Consider the following 15505-nt stretch of genomic DNA (forward strand, 5'->3'; position numbering starts at 1 on the left):
GCGCGAGTGAATTCCCTCGGTAGGATGGTTAACAACTTGTTAACGACTCCTGTTGGGGGTTCAAATGTCGCGTATCAAACCCGTTAGTCTAAGCGTTGCCGCTGCACTATTACTGAGTGCCTGCTCAAAAGCGCCCGAGCCAAATCCCATTGATCAACCGCCTGAGTGGGCGAAAAGTGCTATTTGGTATCAAATCTTTGTTGAACGTTTCAACAATGGCGATACGTCAAACGACCCAACCATAGCCGACTTACAAGGTGGTTATCCGGGCTTTGTACCCGATTCATGGCAAATCACGCCATGGACGCAAAACTGGTACGCACCGGATCCCTACTTTGCAGATGTAAAAGGCAAAATTGATACTGGCGGTTATCCCATCGAGAACTTTGAGACGATGACTAGTCTGCGTCGTTACGGCGGTGATTTACAAGGTGTGATTGAAAAGCTCGACTATATTAAAGCGTTGGGTGTCAATGCGATTTATTTTAATCCACTCAATGACTCGCCATCGCTGCACAAATTTGATGCGCGTCACTGGCGTCATATCGATGTGAACTTTGGTCCCGACCCCGAAGGTGACAAAGCGTTAATTGCACAAGAGGATCCAGCCGATCCCTCTACTTGGGTAATGACCTCAGCTGACCAAATGTTTGTAGAGCTTATTGCTCAAGCGAAGCAGCGCGGTATTCGCGTGATCCTCGATTATTCCTGGAATCATACCGGCAATACCTTCTGGGCGTGGCAAGATGTACTGGAAAACCAGCAAGACTCACAATATGCCGATTGGTATTGGGTCGACCAATTTGATGATCCTGCCACCCCTGAAAACGAGTTTTCTTTCCACGGCTGGTTCGGCGTAGCGCAAATGCCAGAGATTAAAGAGACGGTGCGCGTTGACCACTACGATGGTATCGAAGTCTTTGAGGGGCAACTGTATTCCGAAGCCGCTAAGCAGCATATCTTTGCCGTAACGAAACGCTGGCTTGATCCCAATGGTGATGGCGATCCGTCAGATGGCCTCGACGGGTACCGGTTAGATGTAGCAGCCGAAGTCCCTTTGGGGTTTTGGCGTGAATACCGTGAGTTTGTGCGCTCAATTAATCCTGACGCCTATCTTATTGGCGAAATTTGGTGGGAGCAGTGGCCCAATACATTGATGGATCCGGCGTCCGTATTGCAGGGGGATATCTATGATGCAGTAATGAATTACCGTTGGTATCGCGCAGCGCGGAGTTTTTTTGCGCAGCCAGAAGATAAACTCAGCGCGACAGAGTTAGTTGACCGTCTAAATGAACTCCAACAAGGCTATCCAGAGGCGTTTGGTCTTGCCATGATGAATATGTCAGCCAGCCATGACACGCCGCGTTTGTTAACCTCGTTCTACAATGACAATCGATACAAGTTCAATGCTAAGGCGTTGCCCGATAATGATTATAAAATTGGCAAGCCAGATGAACTGACTTACCAACGAGTAAAAGCCTTCTTGGCCTTTCAGTTTACCCAGCCCGGCGCTCCACAGATTTATGCGGGTGATGAAATGGGCATGTGGGGCAGTGACGATCCGCATAATCGCAAACCGCTGATTTGGCCGGGCATCGACTTTGATGACGAATCAGGTCACCCACATGGCAAGGAGCGCGCACCGGACAAGGTTGAATTTGATGCTGAGCTTCATGCGTTTTATCAATCGTTAACTCAGCTTCGTGCACAAAATCCGGTGTTAGTTGATGGTGCTACAGACTATTATCATGTTGATGACGACAAACAAATCCTAGCCTATGCGCGCACCAATGAAGCGGGTGAGCGAGTGTATGTAGCGTTTAATATGGCGTTTAGCGTCCAGCCAATGCCATTACCTTTGGGATTTATGGCCGATACTAAAATACGTCTATGGCAGTCTGACGCACCAGAGGTACGCGAGTTTGTAACGCAACAACCGATCAGTATGCGCCCCTTTACCGCATCAATCGTGATTATGCCTTAAGACCCAGTGGCGAGTCTTGGTCGCGTAACCTCAAGGCTTGCCAGCCAGTCTCTGGCTTCTTGCTCATTAAAAAAGCACTCACGCTTAAAGTTAGGGGCGGGCTGTGGGGAGACTTTCTTCAAAATGACGTCCGCTTCCAAGCTACTTGAAAAGCAATAGGCTTGAGCGAACATGCCTTGTTGTAAGGCAAAGCTGGTCATTGATTGTAATACCGGAATACTATCGGGCGTCGGTAACCAGTCGTGGGTACATACCAGTGCCGCAAACGGTTGACCGTCAAAATGCCGCAAAATCATTTGTTCAAAATTAACTTTAAAGGCAAGTGATCGCTCTACATTCCAACCATTGTATGCATGAATAATAAGAAGGTGTGACTCAACATCCAGTGTGTACTCACCGTGAGCAATAAATTTAGACGTCGACATGTTTGGCGTGTCCTTCTGCTCTGTTCCCTTACTTACAATTTAGTCATTAATGGCCATATCGCCAGTTTTTCGCCGCTTTATTCGATCAAAGTCTCAGCGGGAACGGCTACTTTACGGTTCTTCCATAGGGTAATACTGTAGGTGTAAGCGTATATTGCACTGAACAGGATCGACGGCGCCACGGTTAGCCATAAGTTCGGCGTGTGATTGAGTACGTTAACTCCAATTACGAAAAGCGATTGAACGGTAATCGGGAGTATTGGCGCAAACATCACACCGGGTAAACACGAGCCGGCTGCTTTTTGCGCCGAATAATCCAGCGCGTGATTCATCGCTTGGCGCATCGCACTGGCTTGGCGTGTTGGGCTGTGCACCGCGCAGAGCACCGGCACCATAAAGGTAAGTGCCAAGCACTTATTGGCAATGCGTTTATTGCTGTATTCCAGCATAAGGGTAAAAAACAAGGTGACCAGCCCACTGTAAGCGCCTTGTACCAAGGCACTTTGCAATGTCATTGAGGGGTCAATATTGGGCCCACTGTTTGCCCAGTAGGCCCATGCGAAGTAAAAAACAAAGGCAACAATGCCTGATAGTATTAAACGTAATGTCGATTTCACGCAGTAGTTTGGTTGAATAACGCTTCCAGATTCAGCCCTTGGTGGCCAAGCATGTCGCGCAACCGGCGCAATGCTTCGACTTGAATTTGTCTAACCCGCTCACGCGTTAGACCAATTTCAGCGCCGACATCTTCTAGCGTTGATGGCTCATACCCCAATAGACCGAAGCGACGCGCTAAAACTTCCCGTTGTTTAGGATTTAATTCGCCTAACCAGCGCACAATGCTTTGTTTGATATCACTGTCTTGCAGGTTTTCTTCAGGGCTGTACTCAGTGTCATCGGCAATGATGTCGAGTAAGGCTTTGTCGCCATCGCCACCTATTGGGGTATCAACTGACGTGATCCGCTCGTTCAACCGTAGCATTTTACTCACTTCTTCGATCGGGCGATCAAGTGCTGTAGCAATTTCTTCTGCGGTTGGCTCGTGGTCGAGTTTTTGTGATAGTTCACGCGCTGTGCGCAAAAATACATTGAGCTCTTTTACCACGTGAATCGGCAAGCGAATAGTACGCGTTTGGTTCATGATGGCGCGCTCAATGGTTTGTCTTATCCACCATGTCGCATAGGTTGAGAAGCGGAAACCGCGCTCTGGGTCGAACTTTTCAACCGCGCGAATAAGACCGAGGTTACCTTCTTCAATCAAATCGAGTAGGGCTAATCCGCGGTTGTTGTAGCGTCGCGCGATTTTAACTACTAGACGCAGGTTGCTCACGATCATACGCTTACGTGAGGCTTCATCACCTTTTAACGCTTTGCGCGCGAAGTAGACTTCTTCTTCTGCGGAAAGTAATGGTGAAAACCCTATTTCACCCAGATATAACTGAGTGGCGTCTAGCGTTTTAGTGAATTCTTCGGTGTTAAGAGAATTGTCGTCGCTGCTTTTCTCGGCGTCAGCCGCTTGGATGTCAGCGTCGTTCGGTTCTGCTACTGCTACGTCTGAATCGACAGCGTCATTATTGACGGTATCAGTGGCGCTTTCAGGTTCGATTACAGCGTTATTAGTTTGTCCCACAACTGCACTCCTAATTGTTTAGATCCGGTTTAGCTCCTCTGTCTCTTAGAATTATTATTTATTGTTATTATTGGCGGGGAAGATAGCGCATCGGGTCAAGTGACTTACCTCGATAGCGAACCTCAAAATGAAGCTTGACCGAATTGGTACCTGTGCTTCCCATGGTGCCTATTTGTTCGCCCGCATCTACCCATTGTTGCTCTTCGACTAGAATGCGGTCGTTGTGTGCATATGCACTTAAAAAAGTATCTGTGTGCTTGATGATCACTAAGCGACCATAACCACGCAATGCTTCACCGGTATACACCACTTTTCCCGACGCAGCGGCAACGATTGGCGTGCCACTGGCATTTTGAATATCTACACCTTTATTACCCGATTCAGCACTACTGAACCGACCAATAATTTCGCCTTCTGCAGGCCACACCCAGCGTTCTACGCTAGTCGGAAATTGGCGTCTAACTTCCTGCCGGTTAACATTTTTTTCACTTTCACCATACGCCTGGTCCGCGGGCGGGTCAACAGGTGTTTGGTCAGAAACTGTACTGGTACGACCAGGTGGCGGTTTAGGTCTGGGGGCAGGGGCTGTTTTGACTACTGGTGGTGCAGTTGGTGCGGTTAGGCGTAACACCTCGCCTGGGTGGATCGTGTAAGGAGCGGAAAGATTATTGAAGCGAGCGATATCGCGATAATCGTTGCCGCTGTACCAAGCGATGGCAAATAGTGTGTCACCGGCTTGAACCTTGTAAGTATCCTGTCCGAAGCGGTCAGGTTCTTCGGCGATAGTCATATCTAAACTCACCACCGGTGCCGGGCCGGTGGGTGAACTACTACAGGCAATAATGCAAGTACTTATGACACATAGCGAAATCCAGCGCTGTATCACTTTGTCCATGCGTTACCTCTTCACTGCCATTGGTTAGGCGCTAACATTATATGACTCAACTATGCAATTGCACCTGCGACCAAGGGCACAAAGCGCACCGATTCGACTTCTTCGGTGATCAGTTCACCATCTTTGCGGTCGATACACAATAGGGTTTGCGCGTCATTACCTACTGGGATGATCAAGCGTCCACCTTCGTTGAGTTGTGCGGTGAGATCTTCGGGCAATGTACTGGCCGCAGCCGTCACAATAATGGCATCAAAAGGGCCCTTGCTCGCCCAACCTTTCCAGCCGTCACCATGCTTCATTGAGATATTGTGTAAATTGAGATGGTTCATGCGGCGTTTTGCTTGGAACTGTAGCGATTTGATGCGTTCTACTGAAAAAACTTGCGCAAATAATTGGGCTAAAATAGCCGTTTGATAACCTGAACCGGTACCGATTTCCAACACGCTATTGGCACTGTTGGGTGCCGCTAATAACAACTCTGTCATACGCGCAACAATGTAGGGTTGGGAAATGGTTTGTCCCTGCCCAATGGGTAAGGCGGTATTCTGGTAGGCTTTGTGCTTTAGCGCCTCCGGTAGAAAGTATTCGCGTGGTGTTCCTGCTATGGCATTTAACACACGGTTGTTGGTGATCCCTTCTTGAACCAATAGTTGGGCCAATGCGTCACCTTTGCGCGTAGTCGATCTCATGGTAAATCTTTTTGTGTTTGTTGTAATTCTTGTTTAGCTATTGTCCGGCTTCAGCGCGTTTTGTTCAACCACTCTTTCATATCATCTAAGCTTTGATAGGCTGTCATATCAACGCTTAACGGTGTGATTGAACAATAGCCTTGCGCAATCGCATAAAAATCAGTGCCTTGGCCGGCGTCTTGTTCATCACCGACTGGCCCATACCAATATATATCGCGTCCAAAAGGGTCTTGGTCTTTGACCATGGTTTCAGCGCGGTGGCGGCGACCTTGCCGGGTAACCTGGATTCCCGCGAGATTTTCCCACGCAACATTGGGTACATTGACGTTTAAAATTTGATTTGCAGGTAGTGGGTGCACGCGCAATTGTTCAACAATATCGAGCACAACTTTAGCCGCTGTTGCAAAATGTTCACCGGTTTTACTGGTTAAGGATACGGCTATTGCCGGTAACCCCATGTAACGACCTTCGGTTGCTGCAGCTACTGTGCCGGAGTAAACCACATCGTCGCCTAAGTTGGGGCCGTGATTAATGCCTGAGATCACCAGCTCAGGATCTTCTTCGAGAAAACTGTTCACACCCAAATGCACACAGTCTGAAGGTGTACCATTGACGGCGTAAAAACCATTACTCATTTTTTGGATCCGCAGCGGCGAATGCAGCGATAGGGCGTTACTTGCGCCACTGCAATTGCGATCCGGCGCAATCACCGTTACGTCATGACGCGTTATCAAGTGTTCATACATGACCTGTATGCCCTCGGCATAAACCCCATCGTCATTACTCAGTAAAATTCTCATTTACTCACCCTCGTCAATGTGGAGTACTTCGCGTAAAACAGCCGTGGCATAACAGCCTGCGGGTAATTCAAACTGCAAGCGGCAGTCGCCATCACTAAACTCATATTGCAAGTGTGCAGGTTTTACCATAACCGCTCGGCGTTCCTGCTTTAAGCCCAATTCAGCTAAACACGTCACAATGTCTTGATAGTCATTTAAGCAAGCGGCTTCAAACGCTAACGCGGCATCGGTAGTTGGCAAAATATCACGACCTACCAGCGGCGCAGTGATCGACACATCACCGCTCGCTAGACGCTTGGCGAGTTCCAAATCATCATCGCTGGCGATAAAAAAGCTGTTGGAGCCACTGAGCTGTAGCGCATCGCCGTGTAAAACTGTATTGAAGTAACCTGCGGCTATGCGCTCACTGACCATTTGATTGAACAGCCAACTGCGTAGTGCTGAAATAGCCATCGAGCGTTTATTGCGATTGCGAATGGCTTCGCCTTGCAGCATGCGCTCGGCCAACATCAGGTTGCCGCCAACGTTCAATCGTCCCTCAGCGTCGCGTCGCACACCAAAGCGCTGCTCGGCGTAATAGTTGGGGGCACCTTGCTCCGCGACTTGCTCTAACCGTCTAGCGATGTCATCAGAGTCGCTGACAGCGCGCAGACGGATGGTAAATTGATTGCCTTTGAGGTTACCGGTGCGCAGTTTTTTGTTATGTCGCACGGTATACATGATGCGCGCTCCGTCGAGCGAAAATTGCTGCCAGTCGGGGTCAGTTTTGCCCGGTAAATGCACGCCAAACCACTGCTGAGTTAAGGCAAACTTGTCTTTGCGCCCAGCGTAAGTGACTGCTCGCAATGGCACATTGCAGAACTTTGCCAGTTGTTCCGCGACGAAAGCGGTATTGAGTTCTTGTTTTTCCAGCCACACATAGATGTGCTCACCTTCGCCAGTCGGTGTATAGCCGAGGTGCTCAGTAACGATAAAGTCGCTGGCGTGCTGCTTGAACCGTCCTCGTCCGAGTGGACTGCCGTGCAGATACTGCCATTGTGAAGTGATTAAGCGAGTCACTTGCGTTGCTCAATAAGCACTACTGCGTGACAAGCAATGCCTTCTTTGCGCCCGGTATAACCGAGCTTTTCGGTCGTAGTCGCTTTGACATTAATGCAATTCATTGAGGTTTTGAGGTCTTGCGCAATGTGGTTGCGCATGGCGTCTATATGCGGTGCCATTTTGGGCGCTTGGGCCACAATGGTAATGTCAGCATTAACCAGCGAGTAGCCGCGCTGTTGTAATAAGCTCACAACGTGGCGCAAAAGATTGCGGCTATCGGCATTTTTATAGGTGCTGTCGGTATCGGGGAAATGACGACCGATATCGCCCATCGCCGCTGCACCTAGCAGTGCATCGCACAGTGCATGCAGCACAACATCACCATCGGAGTGCGCTAATAAACCTTGGTCAAAGTCGATGGTAACTCCACCGAGCACAATAGGCCCTTCACCGCCAAATTTATGTACATCAAAACCATGACCTATGCGCATATTAATCCTCGTTGTGTGCTTTGTCAGAAACGGCCTGCATTGCCGTTAAGTAAAACGCGGCCAAGTCTAAATCCGATGGCGTTGTTACTTTAATATTAGTTGGACTGCCGTTGACCAACTTCACGTTGTGACCCATATGCTCCATAGCGGACGCTTCATCAGTGATGGGGTGACCATCAGCCAGGCCTTGTTCTATTGCCTGGGTGAGTTCACCAAGGCGAAACATTTGCGGTGTTAAGGCATGCCATAACAACTCCCGCGGCACTGTGGTATCAATGCTCGGGCCACTGTTGTGACGCGCTTGCTTCATTGTATCGCGCACCGGGAAAGCCAATATTCCGCCGGCATACGCCTGTTCACGTATGGCGAGGAGTGACTCGATATCTGCAGTGGTTATGCAGGGACGAGCCGCGTCGTGGACCAGCACCCATTGGTCTGCTTGATAACCTTTGTTGGTAAGTGCCTGCAAACCACATAGAACGCTATTTACTCGCTCGGTCCCGCCGTCAACACGCGTTACCCGAGAAGCATCAAGCGTTTTTAGTGAGCCAAAGTACTCGTCTTCAGGACTGATCACCAGAATGATTTCACCAATCGAAGGGTGCTTGGCAATTTGCGCCAAGGTCTGCTCGAGCAGTGTTTTGCCTCCTAGTGACAGATACTGTTTAGGGCGGTCTGCTTGCATACGCTTGCCCACTCCGGCAGCGGGAATTACAACGGGCAAAAGCTCATTCATGGTTATTGTTCGGCAGGTAATATTCGGTAAAACGTCTCGCCTTGTTTGATCAAACCCAGCTCGTTTCGAGCGCGCTCTTCAATTGCTTCAAGGCCTATTTTTAAATCATTGATGTCAGCTTTGAGCAGATCGTTACGCTGCTCTAGGTTGGCATTTTGCTGGACCTGTTGATCGATCTTTTCCTGCATCGCCCACAAGTCGGGAATACTGTGCTTGCCAAACCACAAGCGGTACTGCAGGGTACCGAGCAGAATAAGCAAAATAGCAGGGACCAATTTATTGCGCGACATCAATACATTCTCTCACGGAGTTATCGTTATTATGCCGCGAAAATACGCGTATTCAAAGGTTAGCCACCGATTCGGTTCTTTAAGCGATCAAATAGCTTGTTCTTTTGGTCGTCTATCACGTTATTCAGCTCGGCTTGTAACAGCTCTTCGAGTGTGCTGGCATCGCCGGTAGCGAGCGCTTGCCAGTCCACCGTTTGTGCCAATGCCATGTTGGTTTCACCCAGTTGATCAGCGGCTTTGGCGTTGAGTTTATTGCGCAGCTCTGCCAATTTACCTTGTTGGTCGCCAGTTAAGCTGGTGGTAATGGCTCCAATAAGCTGCCGGTCAAGATCAGAGCGCAAAGAAAAGCCAGGGTTTTGAATATCGCCGTTAAAGCCCACCTGCATCGCAAGGCTCGAAATATCGTCGATCGCGTCCGCTATTGCTGAAGTGAAATCGTCGTTACCTGAGGCCGTCAAGGCCAACTGCGCCAAGTTGATGTCACCTGTGCCGCTGAGCTGGTTATCCGTAATCGTTAGATTACCTGTAGTGGTTAGTAGCGCCTTGACGATTTGGGCAGTAATACGCTCACTGTCAGATATGGGTAAGTCATCGAGGTTAACGCCTTGAATATTCCACTGTTGCGCAGCATCGATCCCTTGCTCGTCCAAGATGAACTGCCCTGAGGTTGAAAACAACTCCCACAAAGAGCCTTTGGCGGCGTCAATGGTAAATGTAGTCGCAGCGTCTATTAAGCTGTGCTGATCGGTAATATTATGCCACTCACTCAACACCGACTCGCCTTCAAACACAACTGAAGCTCGCGCTTTCTTAATCCAAACATTGGGTAATCCGTCGAGGTTTACAACCACTTGCGGTTCTTCGCTGGCATCGCCACTGAGCATCGGTGCAATAGTTTGTAAAGCCAGCGTGAGATATTGCGTGTATTGCGCGGCTTTTTCGCCAAATAAACTTTGCGTGACATGCGACAACGCTGCTTGATCACCGGCGATCAATCCTTGTAATAGCGCGTAATCTTCAGCCGGTGCGTTCTTGAGCAAGGTCGCCGCATTTTGAAAATCAGCCTTAGCTGCGCTGGCTGATGCACGAAATGCATCAATCTTCTGTTTATCTGCCAGGATTTTGGCCTTTAACTCGTCGAACTTTTCTTTTGCGGTAAGAAGCTCTTGTGGATTGCTGTAGTCAGTGTTCTTCAGCGCTTCAATTTCAGCCTTGTATTGTTCAATTTGCTCTTTACTTGGCAGTGCTTCGTACTGTTGCTTTAGTGTTTCGCCATGCTCAGCGTAGACCGCTTGGGCTTCTTCAACGGCCTTTGTCGTTTTAAGTGGTGAATTTGCCAACAGTTCATCGACACTGGGAAGGTCTTCAGCACTAGGAAAGCCAAAACCACTATTGGGGTCAGGTTGGCGTAGAACTACGCCAGGAGAAGTTCGCGGCTGGCCAAATGCGATACCATCGACAATAAGCTCTTCTGCAATGAGTTTGGAGCTGAGTAATGGCATTAACTCCACTTCTGCGAAGGCTTGTTCAAACTGTACCTTGTTTTGATTGGGTGCGGCAGGGTCAGTGACTTGAACTTCGCCTAGCGTAATACTGGCGGGAAACAAGCGGTGCTCAACAAAGCCAATATTAACCTCAGCCCCGTGCGCCTTGGTCATTTCTCGCTCGGCAAATGATTTGATAATGCTGTTGGCAAATAGAAAATAGCCGACGATCAAAACCAGCAAAATAATCAAAATGGAATTACGCAACGTCTTCATAACTGTCCCTAACAATGGAATGCATTACTTTATATGTTTAAGCCTAGCGAAAGTTATCCAACTACACCATTAAATTTGCGCAGCGCAATTCAATAGGCTCTCAGGAAAAGTCAGGTAATTACTTATAGAATCGGTGCTAATGCAAGATTTCTCTTAGAGTAATCAGAAGTTGACAGTAAACCCTCTACAGTTGCATTTTTTCCCTTTTTTTCTAACCTCATCGGCGGTATCGTGGCGCCTTTTACGATTGTGCGGTTTTCGACCGTTCCTTTTGGCAACCAACATGAGGCGCATATGCTGTTTTCAGACCAACTTTGTGCAACCACGCCACTACGTCAGGCAATTCGAGATTACCATCGTATTGACGAAGATAAGGCCATCGACTTTATCTTGCCTGAGGCGGAAATCAACATGCGGGCACGTAGCCGGGCATGGGAGCGAGCGCGTAAGCTCGTGTTGCGGATCCGCAAGGAGCAAGAAGGTCACGGCGGAGTGGATGCGCTGTTGAACGAATACTCGCTGTCTAGCAGTGAAGGCGTTGTGCTGATGTGTTTGGCTGAAGCATTACTGCGTGTACCAGACAAGAAAACTCAAGATTCATTAATCCGCGATAAGCTTTCCAAGGGACAGTGGGCGCCGCACTTGGGTAACAGCGATTCTATGTTCGTCAACGCATCGAGCTGGGGCTTATTGTTAACTGGCAATATGGTCAACTATGCGGATAAATCTAAAAGTGACCAATTCAACTTATTGAAGAAGACGATGGGCCGCATGGGTGAGCCAGTGATCCGTCGCGCGATGAATATTGCTATGAAGGTGATGGGTCGCCAGTTTGTGATGGGTGAAACCATTGAGGCGGCATTAAAACGCGCCGTTGAAAAAGAAAAGCAAGGCTATGCGTATTCTTACGACATGCTCGGTGAGGGTGCGCGCACTAGCGCCGATGCGGATCGCTACTACGCGGCATACGAGCAGGCTATTCATGCAATCGGTAAGGTGGCAGCCGAACGCGGTCCGCGTTTGAGCCCTGGTATATCGGTTAAGTTGTCAGCTATTCATCCACGCTATGAACTGACCCACCGCGATCGCGTAATGGCGGAAATTCCACCGCGCTTGCTCCAGCTTTGTTTATTGGCCAAACAGTACAATATTGGCCTAACCGTTGATGCCGAAGAGTCTGAGCGGTTAGATATTTCTTTGGACATCATTGAAACGGTATTCCGCAACGATCAGCTCGGTGACTGGACGGGCTTTGGTTTAGCAGTTCAAGCCTATCAAAAGCGTGCGATCCACGTGATTGAGTGGTTGCGCGACCTTACGTTAACGACTGGGCGTAAAATGATGGTGCGTTTGGTCAAAGGTGCCTACTGGGACAGTGAAATTAAGCTAAGCCAGCAAAATGGCGTCGAAGATTACCCGGTGTTTACGCGTAAATCATCCACTGACGTGTCCTATCACGCCTGTGCGAACCGCCTGTTGGCCTATCGCGATACAATCTACCCGCAATTTGCCACACACAATGCCTATACTGCGTCGGTAATCATTGAACTCGCCGGTGGCGACCACTCAGGATTCGAGTTCCAGTGTTTGCACGGCATGGGCGATACCCTTTATGACAGTGTCGTTAAAGAGGAAAATATCCAATGCCGTATCTATGCACCTGTGGGCGACCATGAAGACCTACTTGCTTACTTGGTGCGCCGCTTATTAGAAAACGGTGCCAACTCGTCTTTTGTAAACGCGATTATCGATGAAAGCAAGCCGGTCGAAGCCTTGCTTGAAGATCCTGTTGAGCGCACTCAACGCCTTGATGAGCGAGTTAACCCGTCGATATTGATGCCTGATGAACTGTACGCACCGAGTCGTGTTAACTCGCGTGGTATTGATATTAGCGATTTCAATCAAATGATCCCGCTAAAGCGCGGGGTAGAGCGCTTTACTCAGCAATATACACTAGCAGAAAACGCAGTGCCAGAAGGTGCTGTGGCGGTGCGCAACCCGGCTAATTTAAGCCATATCGTGGGTTATCACACCTACGACACACCCGAGCAGATGCAAGCCAAGCTCGATAAAGTGGCGCAAGGTTTTGGCCAATGGCATCTAGAGCCGGTAGAAAAGCGCGCTGAAATACTCAATTTAATTGGCGATGCGTTGGAGCGTCACCGTGATGAACTGGTTGCATTGTGTATTGCTGAAGCAGGCAAGGTAACCCAAGACGCGATTGATGAAATCCGCGAAGCCGTCGATTTCTGTCGCTATTATGCGGTAGAAATTCAGTCGGTATGTAAAGACGAACGCTTGTTGTCGCGTGGTGTGGTATTGGCCATCAGTCCATGGAATTTCCCATTGGCGATTTTCTTAGGGCAAGTGGTTGCAGCGCTTGCTACGGGCAATACCGTGATTGCGAAACCAGCAGAGCAAACCGCAATAATTGCTAAACGTGCAGTGGAAATCATGTACACCGTGGGCTTGCCTGAAGATGCATTGCAGTTAGTGATTGCGACCGGTGCCCCAGTGGGTGAAACCTTACTGCCTGATGAACGCATCAATGCAGTAATGTTTACCGGATCTACGCAAACGGCGACATTGATTGCCCGTACGTTGGCTAAACGCTCGGGTGCACAGGTGCCGTTGATCGCAGAAACGGGTGGTCAGAACTGCATGATTGTTGATTCTACTGCGCTGCCAGAACAAGTCGTTGATGATGTTGTGCACAGTGGCTTCCAAAGCGCCGGTCAACGCTGCTCAGCACTGCGCGTAATGTTCGTGCAAGACGAAATCGCTGATGATGTGATAGCCATGCTCAAAGGCGCATTGCAAGAATTGCACATTGGTGACCCGAGTGATTTGGCCACTGATGTCGGTCCGGTTATCGATAAGAAGGCACTGGCCAACCTAACTGCGCACACTGAAAAAATGCAAGGTGCAGCGACTTTGCTGTACCAATCAGAACTGACGCCTGAGCAAGTTGAACAGGGCTACTTCTTCCCGCCGACCTTGTACCAAATTGACGGTTTACATGTGCTCGAAAAAGAAGTCTTTGGTCCATGTGTGCACGTGGTGCGTTACAAGGCGAATCAACTCGACAATGTGCTCGAACAAATCAATAGCTTGGGCTACGGCTTGACGATGGGGATTCATTCACGCATTGAAGAGCGCGCCAACGATATCGCCAATCGCGCAAAAGTTGGCAACGTGTATATCAATCGCAATATGATCGGCGCTATCGTCGGCGTGCAGCCTTTTGGTGGTCGCGGGCTATCGGGCACGGGGCCGAAGGCAGGTGGTCCCAACTATTTACCGCGCTTAATGCTTGAACGTCAAACGCCGGCAGAAATCTGGTATGCCTCAGACAGTGGCAAAATCGATTTCGGCTCAGAAGATGATCATTACACTGCAGTTGAAGAGTGGATGAGTAACGCCGCCAAGGCCGATGAAACTTGGCGCAATATGTCACTAAATGATCGCTTGTCATTGTTGCGTCAAATGTTAGCCCAGTTGGCGGCTGATGATGTCAGTAATCGCTATCTGGATGACTTGGACACTACGTTAGCTAGTGCGCGCCGTCAGTTGACGCAAATTGAACGGATGCTGAAGAAAAACACGCAGCTGCCCGGACCAACGGGTGAGTACAATGAGCTGCGTTTAGAGCCGCGCGGGGTTATCTTAGGTTATGGCGATACCAGTGTGACCTTCGAGTACTGGGTATTGTCTTTGGTCACAGCGTTGGCAACAGGTAATACTATGGTGGCGGTAGTTTCAGATGCGTTTTATGCAGAAATTGAAGCCATTCGCGGTTACTTGATTGAAGCGGGCGTGCCGGCCAATGTGTTGCAAATCGCGCGTACCCAACATTTGACTCAACTGTTGGGGCATCCATCACTGAATGCCGTTGTGGTCGATAGTAATAATGCGCACAATGAGTTCTTCTGTGCGCAATTGGCGAAACGCGAAGGACCGATACTACCGGTGATCACGTCTGAATATATGGATAACTTGATCATCCGCCTGATGACTGAAAAGACCATCAGTATTGATACCACTGCCTCAGGCGGAAATACGTCATTGATGACACTAGTGGATGATGATTAATTACATCCACTGGTCGTTGCGACGACGTTTTTTGGGTAAGTAGGTAATTAGAATACCCAGCAAGATAGATACCGCGGCGACAATACCGCCGCGGGTAAACCATTCCATCATCGCCGATTGATCGGCTTCGTCTACGCGTTGCTGTAAATCAGAGGCCAACAGCACGCTTTCTTCAAGCTCTGTGGCCAAGCGCTGATTTTGTTGGGTCAATGTGGTGTTATCATTGCGCAGGCGCTGGTGACTCTCTTGTAACGCGCTCAGCTGTTGAGTGAGCTCTGTAACCTGTTGTTGCAACGCGGGTACCTGTTCTCGAAGCGTGCCGGTGGTTGAGATATACTGCGCTTCAATCCATCCCTCGCGACCTTCCGGGTCGGTCATCTGAACAAACTCTGGCTCACCTTGGCGGTCAGTTATTTCAATGGCTGTGCCGGCTTGAATCGAGCCGATAATACGGTAGTTTCGACTGGGCCCCGTGTGAATAAAAACAGTCAAATTATCGCTGACATGAGCACCTTCAGTTTGTGCCTGTAGCTGCCCACCACCAAGCATCAGTAGGACAGTAACTACTGCTGTGGCTAAAAACTTAGATTGCATAAAATCTCTGGCGTTGTACGCATTTTCCTTCAATGTCTCTGATGGTATTCGATGGCGAAGCGATTGCCAAGTGCAAGG

Annotated in this window: 14 protein-coding genes; 2 read left to right on the plus strand and 12 right to left on the minus strand. The window is 49.2% G+C overall.

What is annotated here, in order from left to right; all coding sequences use genetic code 11:
* Positions 1-64 precede the first annotated feature (64 nt).
* Positions 65-1984: a glycoside hydrolase family 13 protein gene (locus QTP81_RS13745; RefSeq protein ID WP_289366303.1), complete on the plus strand. Its 1920-nt coding sequence runs from the start codon at positions 65-67 to the stop codon at positions 1982-1984.
* Here QTP81_RS13745 and QTP81_RS13750 read toward each other — a convergent pair.
* The 11 genes from QTP81_RS13750 to QTP81_RS13800 form a co-directional block, all read right to left on the minus strand.
* Positions 1981-2409: a hypothetical protein gene (locus QTP81_RS13750; RefSeq protein ID WP_289366304.1), complete on the minus strand. Its 429-nt coding sequence runs from the start codon at positions 2407-2409 to the stop codon at positions 1981-1983. The two genes, QTP81_RS13745 and QTP81_RS13750, sit on opposite strands and share 4 nt — an antisense overlap.
* Positions 2410-2486: 77 nt before the next feature.
* Complete coding sequence (locus tag QTP81_RS13755) at positions 2487-3026, minus strand: hypothetical protein (protein ID WP_289366305.1); 540 nt, start codon at positions 3024-3026, stop codon at positions 2487-2489.
* Positions 3023-4039, minus strand: a complete 1017-nt coding sequence (rpoS, locus tag QTP81_RS13760; RefSeq protein WP_289366306.1) for an RNA polymerase sigma factor RpoS — start codon at positions 4037-4039, stop codon at positions 3023-3025. The genes QTP81_RS13755 and rpoS overlap by 4 nt, the downstream gene beginning before the upstream one ends.
* A 67-nt stretch (positions 4040-4106) precedes the next feature.
* Complete coding sequence (locus QTP81_RS13765; protein ID WP_289366307.1) at positions 4107-4934, minus strand: peptidoglycan DD-metalloendopeptidase family protein; 828 nt, start codon at positions 4932-4934, stop codon at positions 4107-4109.
* Positions 4935-4984: 50 nt separating this feature from the next.
* Positions 4985-5623, minus strand: coding sequence for a protein-L-isoaspartate(D-aspartate) O-methyltransferase (locus QTP81_RS13770; protein WP_289366308.1), 639 nt, complete (start codon positions 5621-5623; stop codon positions 4985-4987).
* Positions 5624-5673: 50 nt separating this feature from the next.
* Positions 5674-6423, minus strand: a complete 750-nt coding sequence (gene surE / locus QTP81_RS13775; protein WP_289366309.1) for a 5'/3'-nucleotidase SurE — start codon at positions 6421-6423, stop codon at positions 5674-5676.
* Entirely contained in the window at positions 6424-7482 is a 1059-nt protein-coding gene (gene truD, locus QTP81_RS13780; protein ID WP_289366310.1) for a tRNA pseudouridine(13) synthase TruD, read from the minus strand.
* Positions 7479-7955 (minus strand): 2-C-methyl-D-erythritol 2,4-cyclodiphosphate synthase, encoded by a 477-nt coding sequence (gene ispF, locus QTP81_RS13785; RefSeq protein ID WP_289366311.1) that lies wholly within the window; start codon positions 7953-7955, stop codon positions 7479-7481. Before ispF ends, truD begins: the two co-directional genes overlap by 4 nt.
* A gap of 1 nt (position 7956) precedes the next feature.
* Positions 7957-8691, minus strand: a complete 735-nt coding sequence (ispD, locus tag QTP81_RS13790) for a 2-C-methyl-D-erythritol 4-phosphate cytidylyltransferase (protein WP_289366312.1) — start codon at positions 8689-8691, stop codon at positions 7957-7959.
* Between the two features lie 2 nt (positions 8692-8693).
* Positions 8694-8981: a cell division protein FtsB gene (ftsB, locus tag QTP81_RS13795; protein WP_289366313.1), complete on the minus strand. Its 288-nt coding sequence runs from the start codon at positions 8979-8981 to the stop codon at positions 8694-8696.
* A 59-nt stretch (positions 8982-9040) separates the two neighbouring features.
* The gene (locus tag QTP81_RS13800; protein WP_289366314.1) at positions 9041-10741 is read right to left on the minus strand and encodes a TIGR03545 family protein; all 1701 of its coding nucleotides are present in this window, start codon (positions 10739-10741) and stop codon (positions 9041-9043) included.
* A 294-nt stretch (positions 10742-11035) separates the two neighbouring features.
* Between QTP81_RS13800 and putA the strand changes: the two genes are divergently transcribed.
* Positions 11036-14833, plus strand: a complete 3798-nt coding sequence (putA, locus tag QTP81_RS13805; protein WP_289366705.1) for a bifunctional proline dehydrogenase/L-glutamate gamma-semialdehyde dehydrogenase PutA — start codon at positions 11036-11038, stop codon at positions 14831-14833.
* Here the strand turns inward: putA and QTP81_RS13810 are convergent, their stop codons facing one another.
* The gene (locus QTP81_RS13810; RefSeq protein WP_289366315.1) at positions 14834-15427 is read right to left on the minus strand and encodes a TIGR04211 family SH3 domain-containing protein; all 594 of its coding nucleotides are present in this window, start codon (positions 15425-15427) and stop codon (positions 14834-14836) included.
* Positions 15428-15505 lie beyond the last annotated feature (78 nt).

This window comes from Neoalteromonas arenosi (genome assembly GCF_030362855.1).
Classification (GTDB): Bacteria; Pseudomonadota; Gammaproteobacteria; order Enterobacterales; family Alteromonadaceae; genus Alteromonas_E; species Alteromonas_E arenosi.

Excerpts from the sequence above, each read along its gene's own strand:
- QTP81_RS13745 (WP_289366303.1), top strand. The coding sequence starts at position 65 with ATGTCGCGTATCAAACCCGTTAGTCTAAGCGTTGCCGCTGCACTATTA.
- ispF (WP_289366311.1), bottom strand. The coding sequence starts at position 7,955 with ATGCGCATAGGTCATGGTTTTGATGTACATAAATTTGGCGGTGAAGGG.
- QTP81_RS13765 (WP_289366307.1), bottom strand. The coding sequence starts at position 4,934 with ATGGACAAAGTGATACAGCGCTGGATTTCGCTATGTGTCATAAGTACT.
- QTP81_RS13800 (WP_289366314.1), bottom strand. The coding sequence starts at position 10,741 with ATGAAGACGTTGCGTAATTCCATTTTGATTATTTTGCTGGTTTTGATC.
- QTP81_RS13770 (WP_289366308.1), bottom strand. The coding sequence starts at position 5,623 with ATGAGATCGACTACGCGCAAAGGTGACGCATTGGCCCAACTATTGGTT.
- QTP81_RS13750 (WP_289366304.1), bottom strand. The coding sequence starts at position 2,409 with ATGTCGACGTCTAAATTTATTGCTCACGGTGAGTACACACTGGATGTT.
- ispD (WP_289366312.1), bottom strand. The coding sequence starts at position 8,691 with ATGAATGAGCTTTTGCCCGTTGTAATTCCCGCTGCCGGAGTGGGCAAG.
- ftsB (WP_289366313.1), bottom strand. The coding sequence starts at position 8,981 with ATGTCGCGCAATAAATTGGTCCCTGCTATTTTGCTTATTCTGCTCGGT.
- QTP81_RS13810 (WP_289366315.1), bottom strand. The coding sequence starts at position 15,427 with ATGCAATCTAAGTTTTTAGCCACAGCAGTAGTTACTGTCCTACTGATG.
- putA (WP_289366705.1), top strand. The coding sequence starts at position 11,036 with ATGCTGTTTTCAGACCAACTTTGTGCAACCACGCCACTACGTCAGGCA.
- surE (WP_289366309.1), bottom strand. The coding sequence starts at position 6,423 with ATGAGAATTTTACTGAGTAATGACGATGGGGTTTATGCCGAGGGCATA.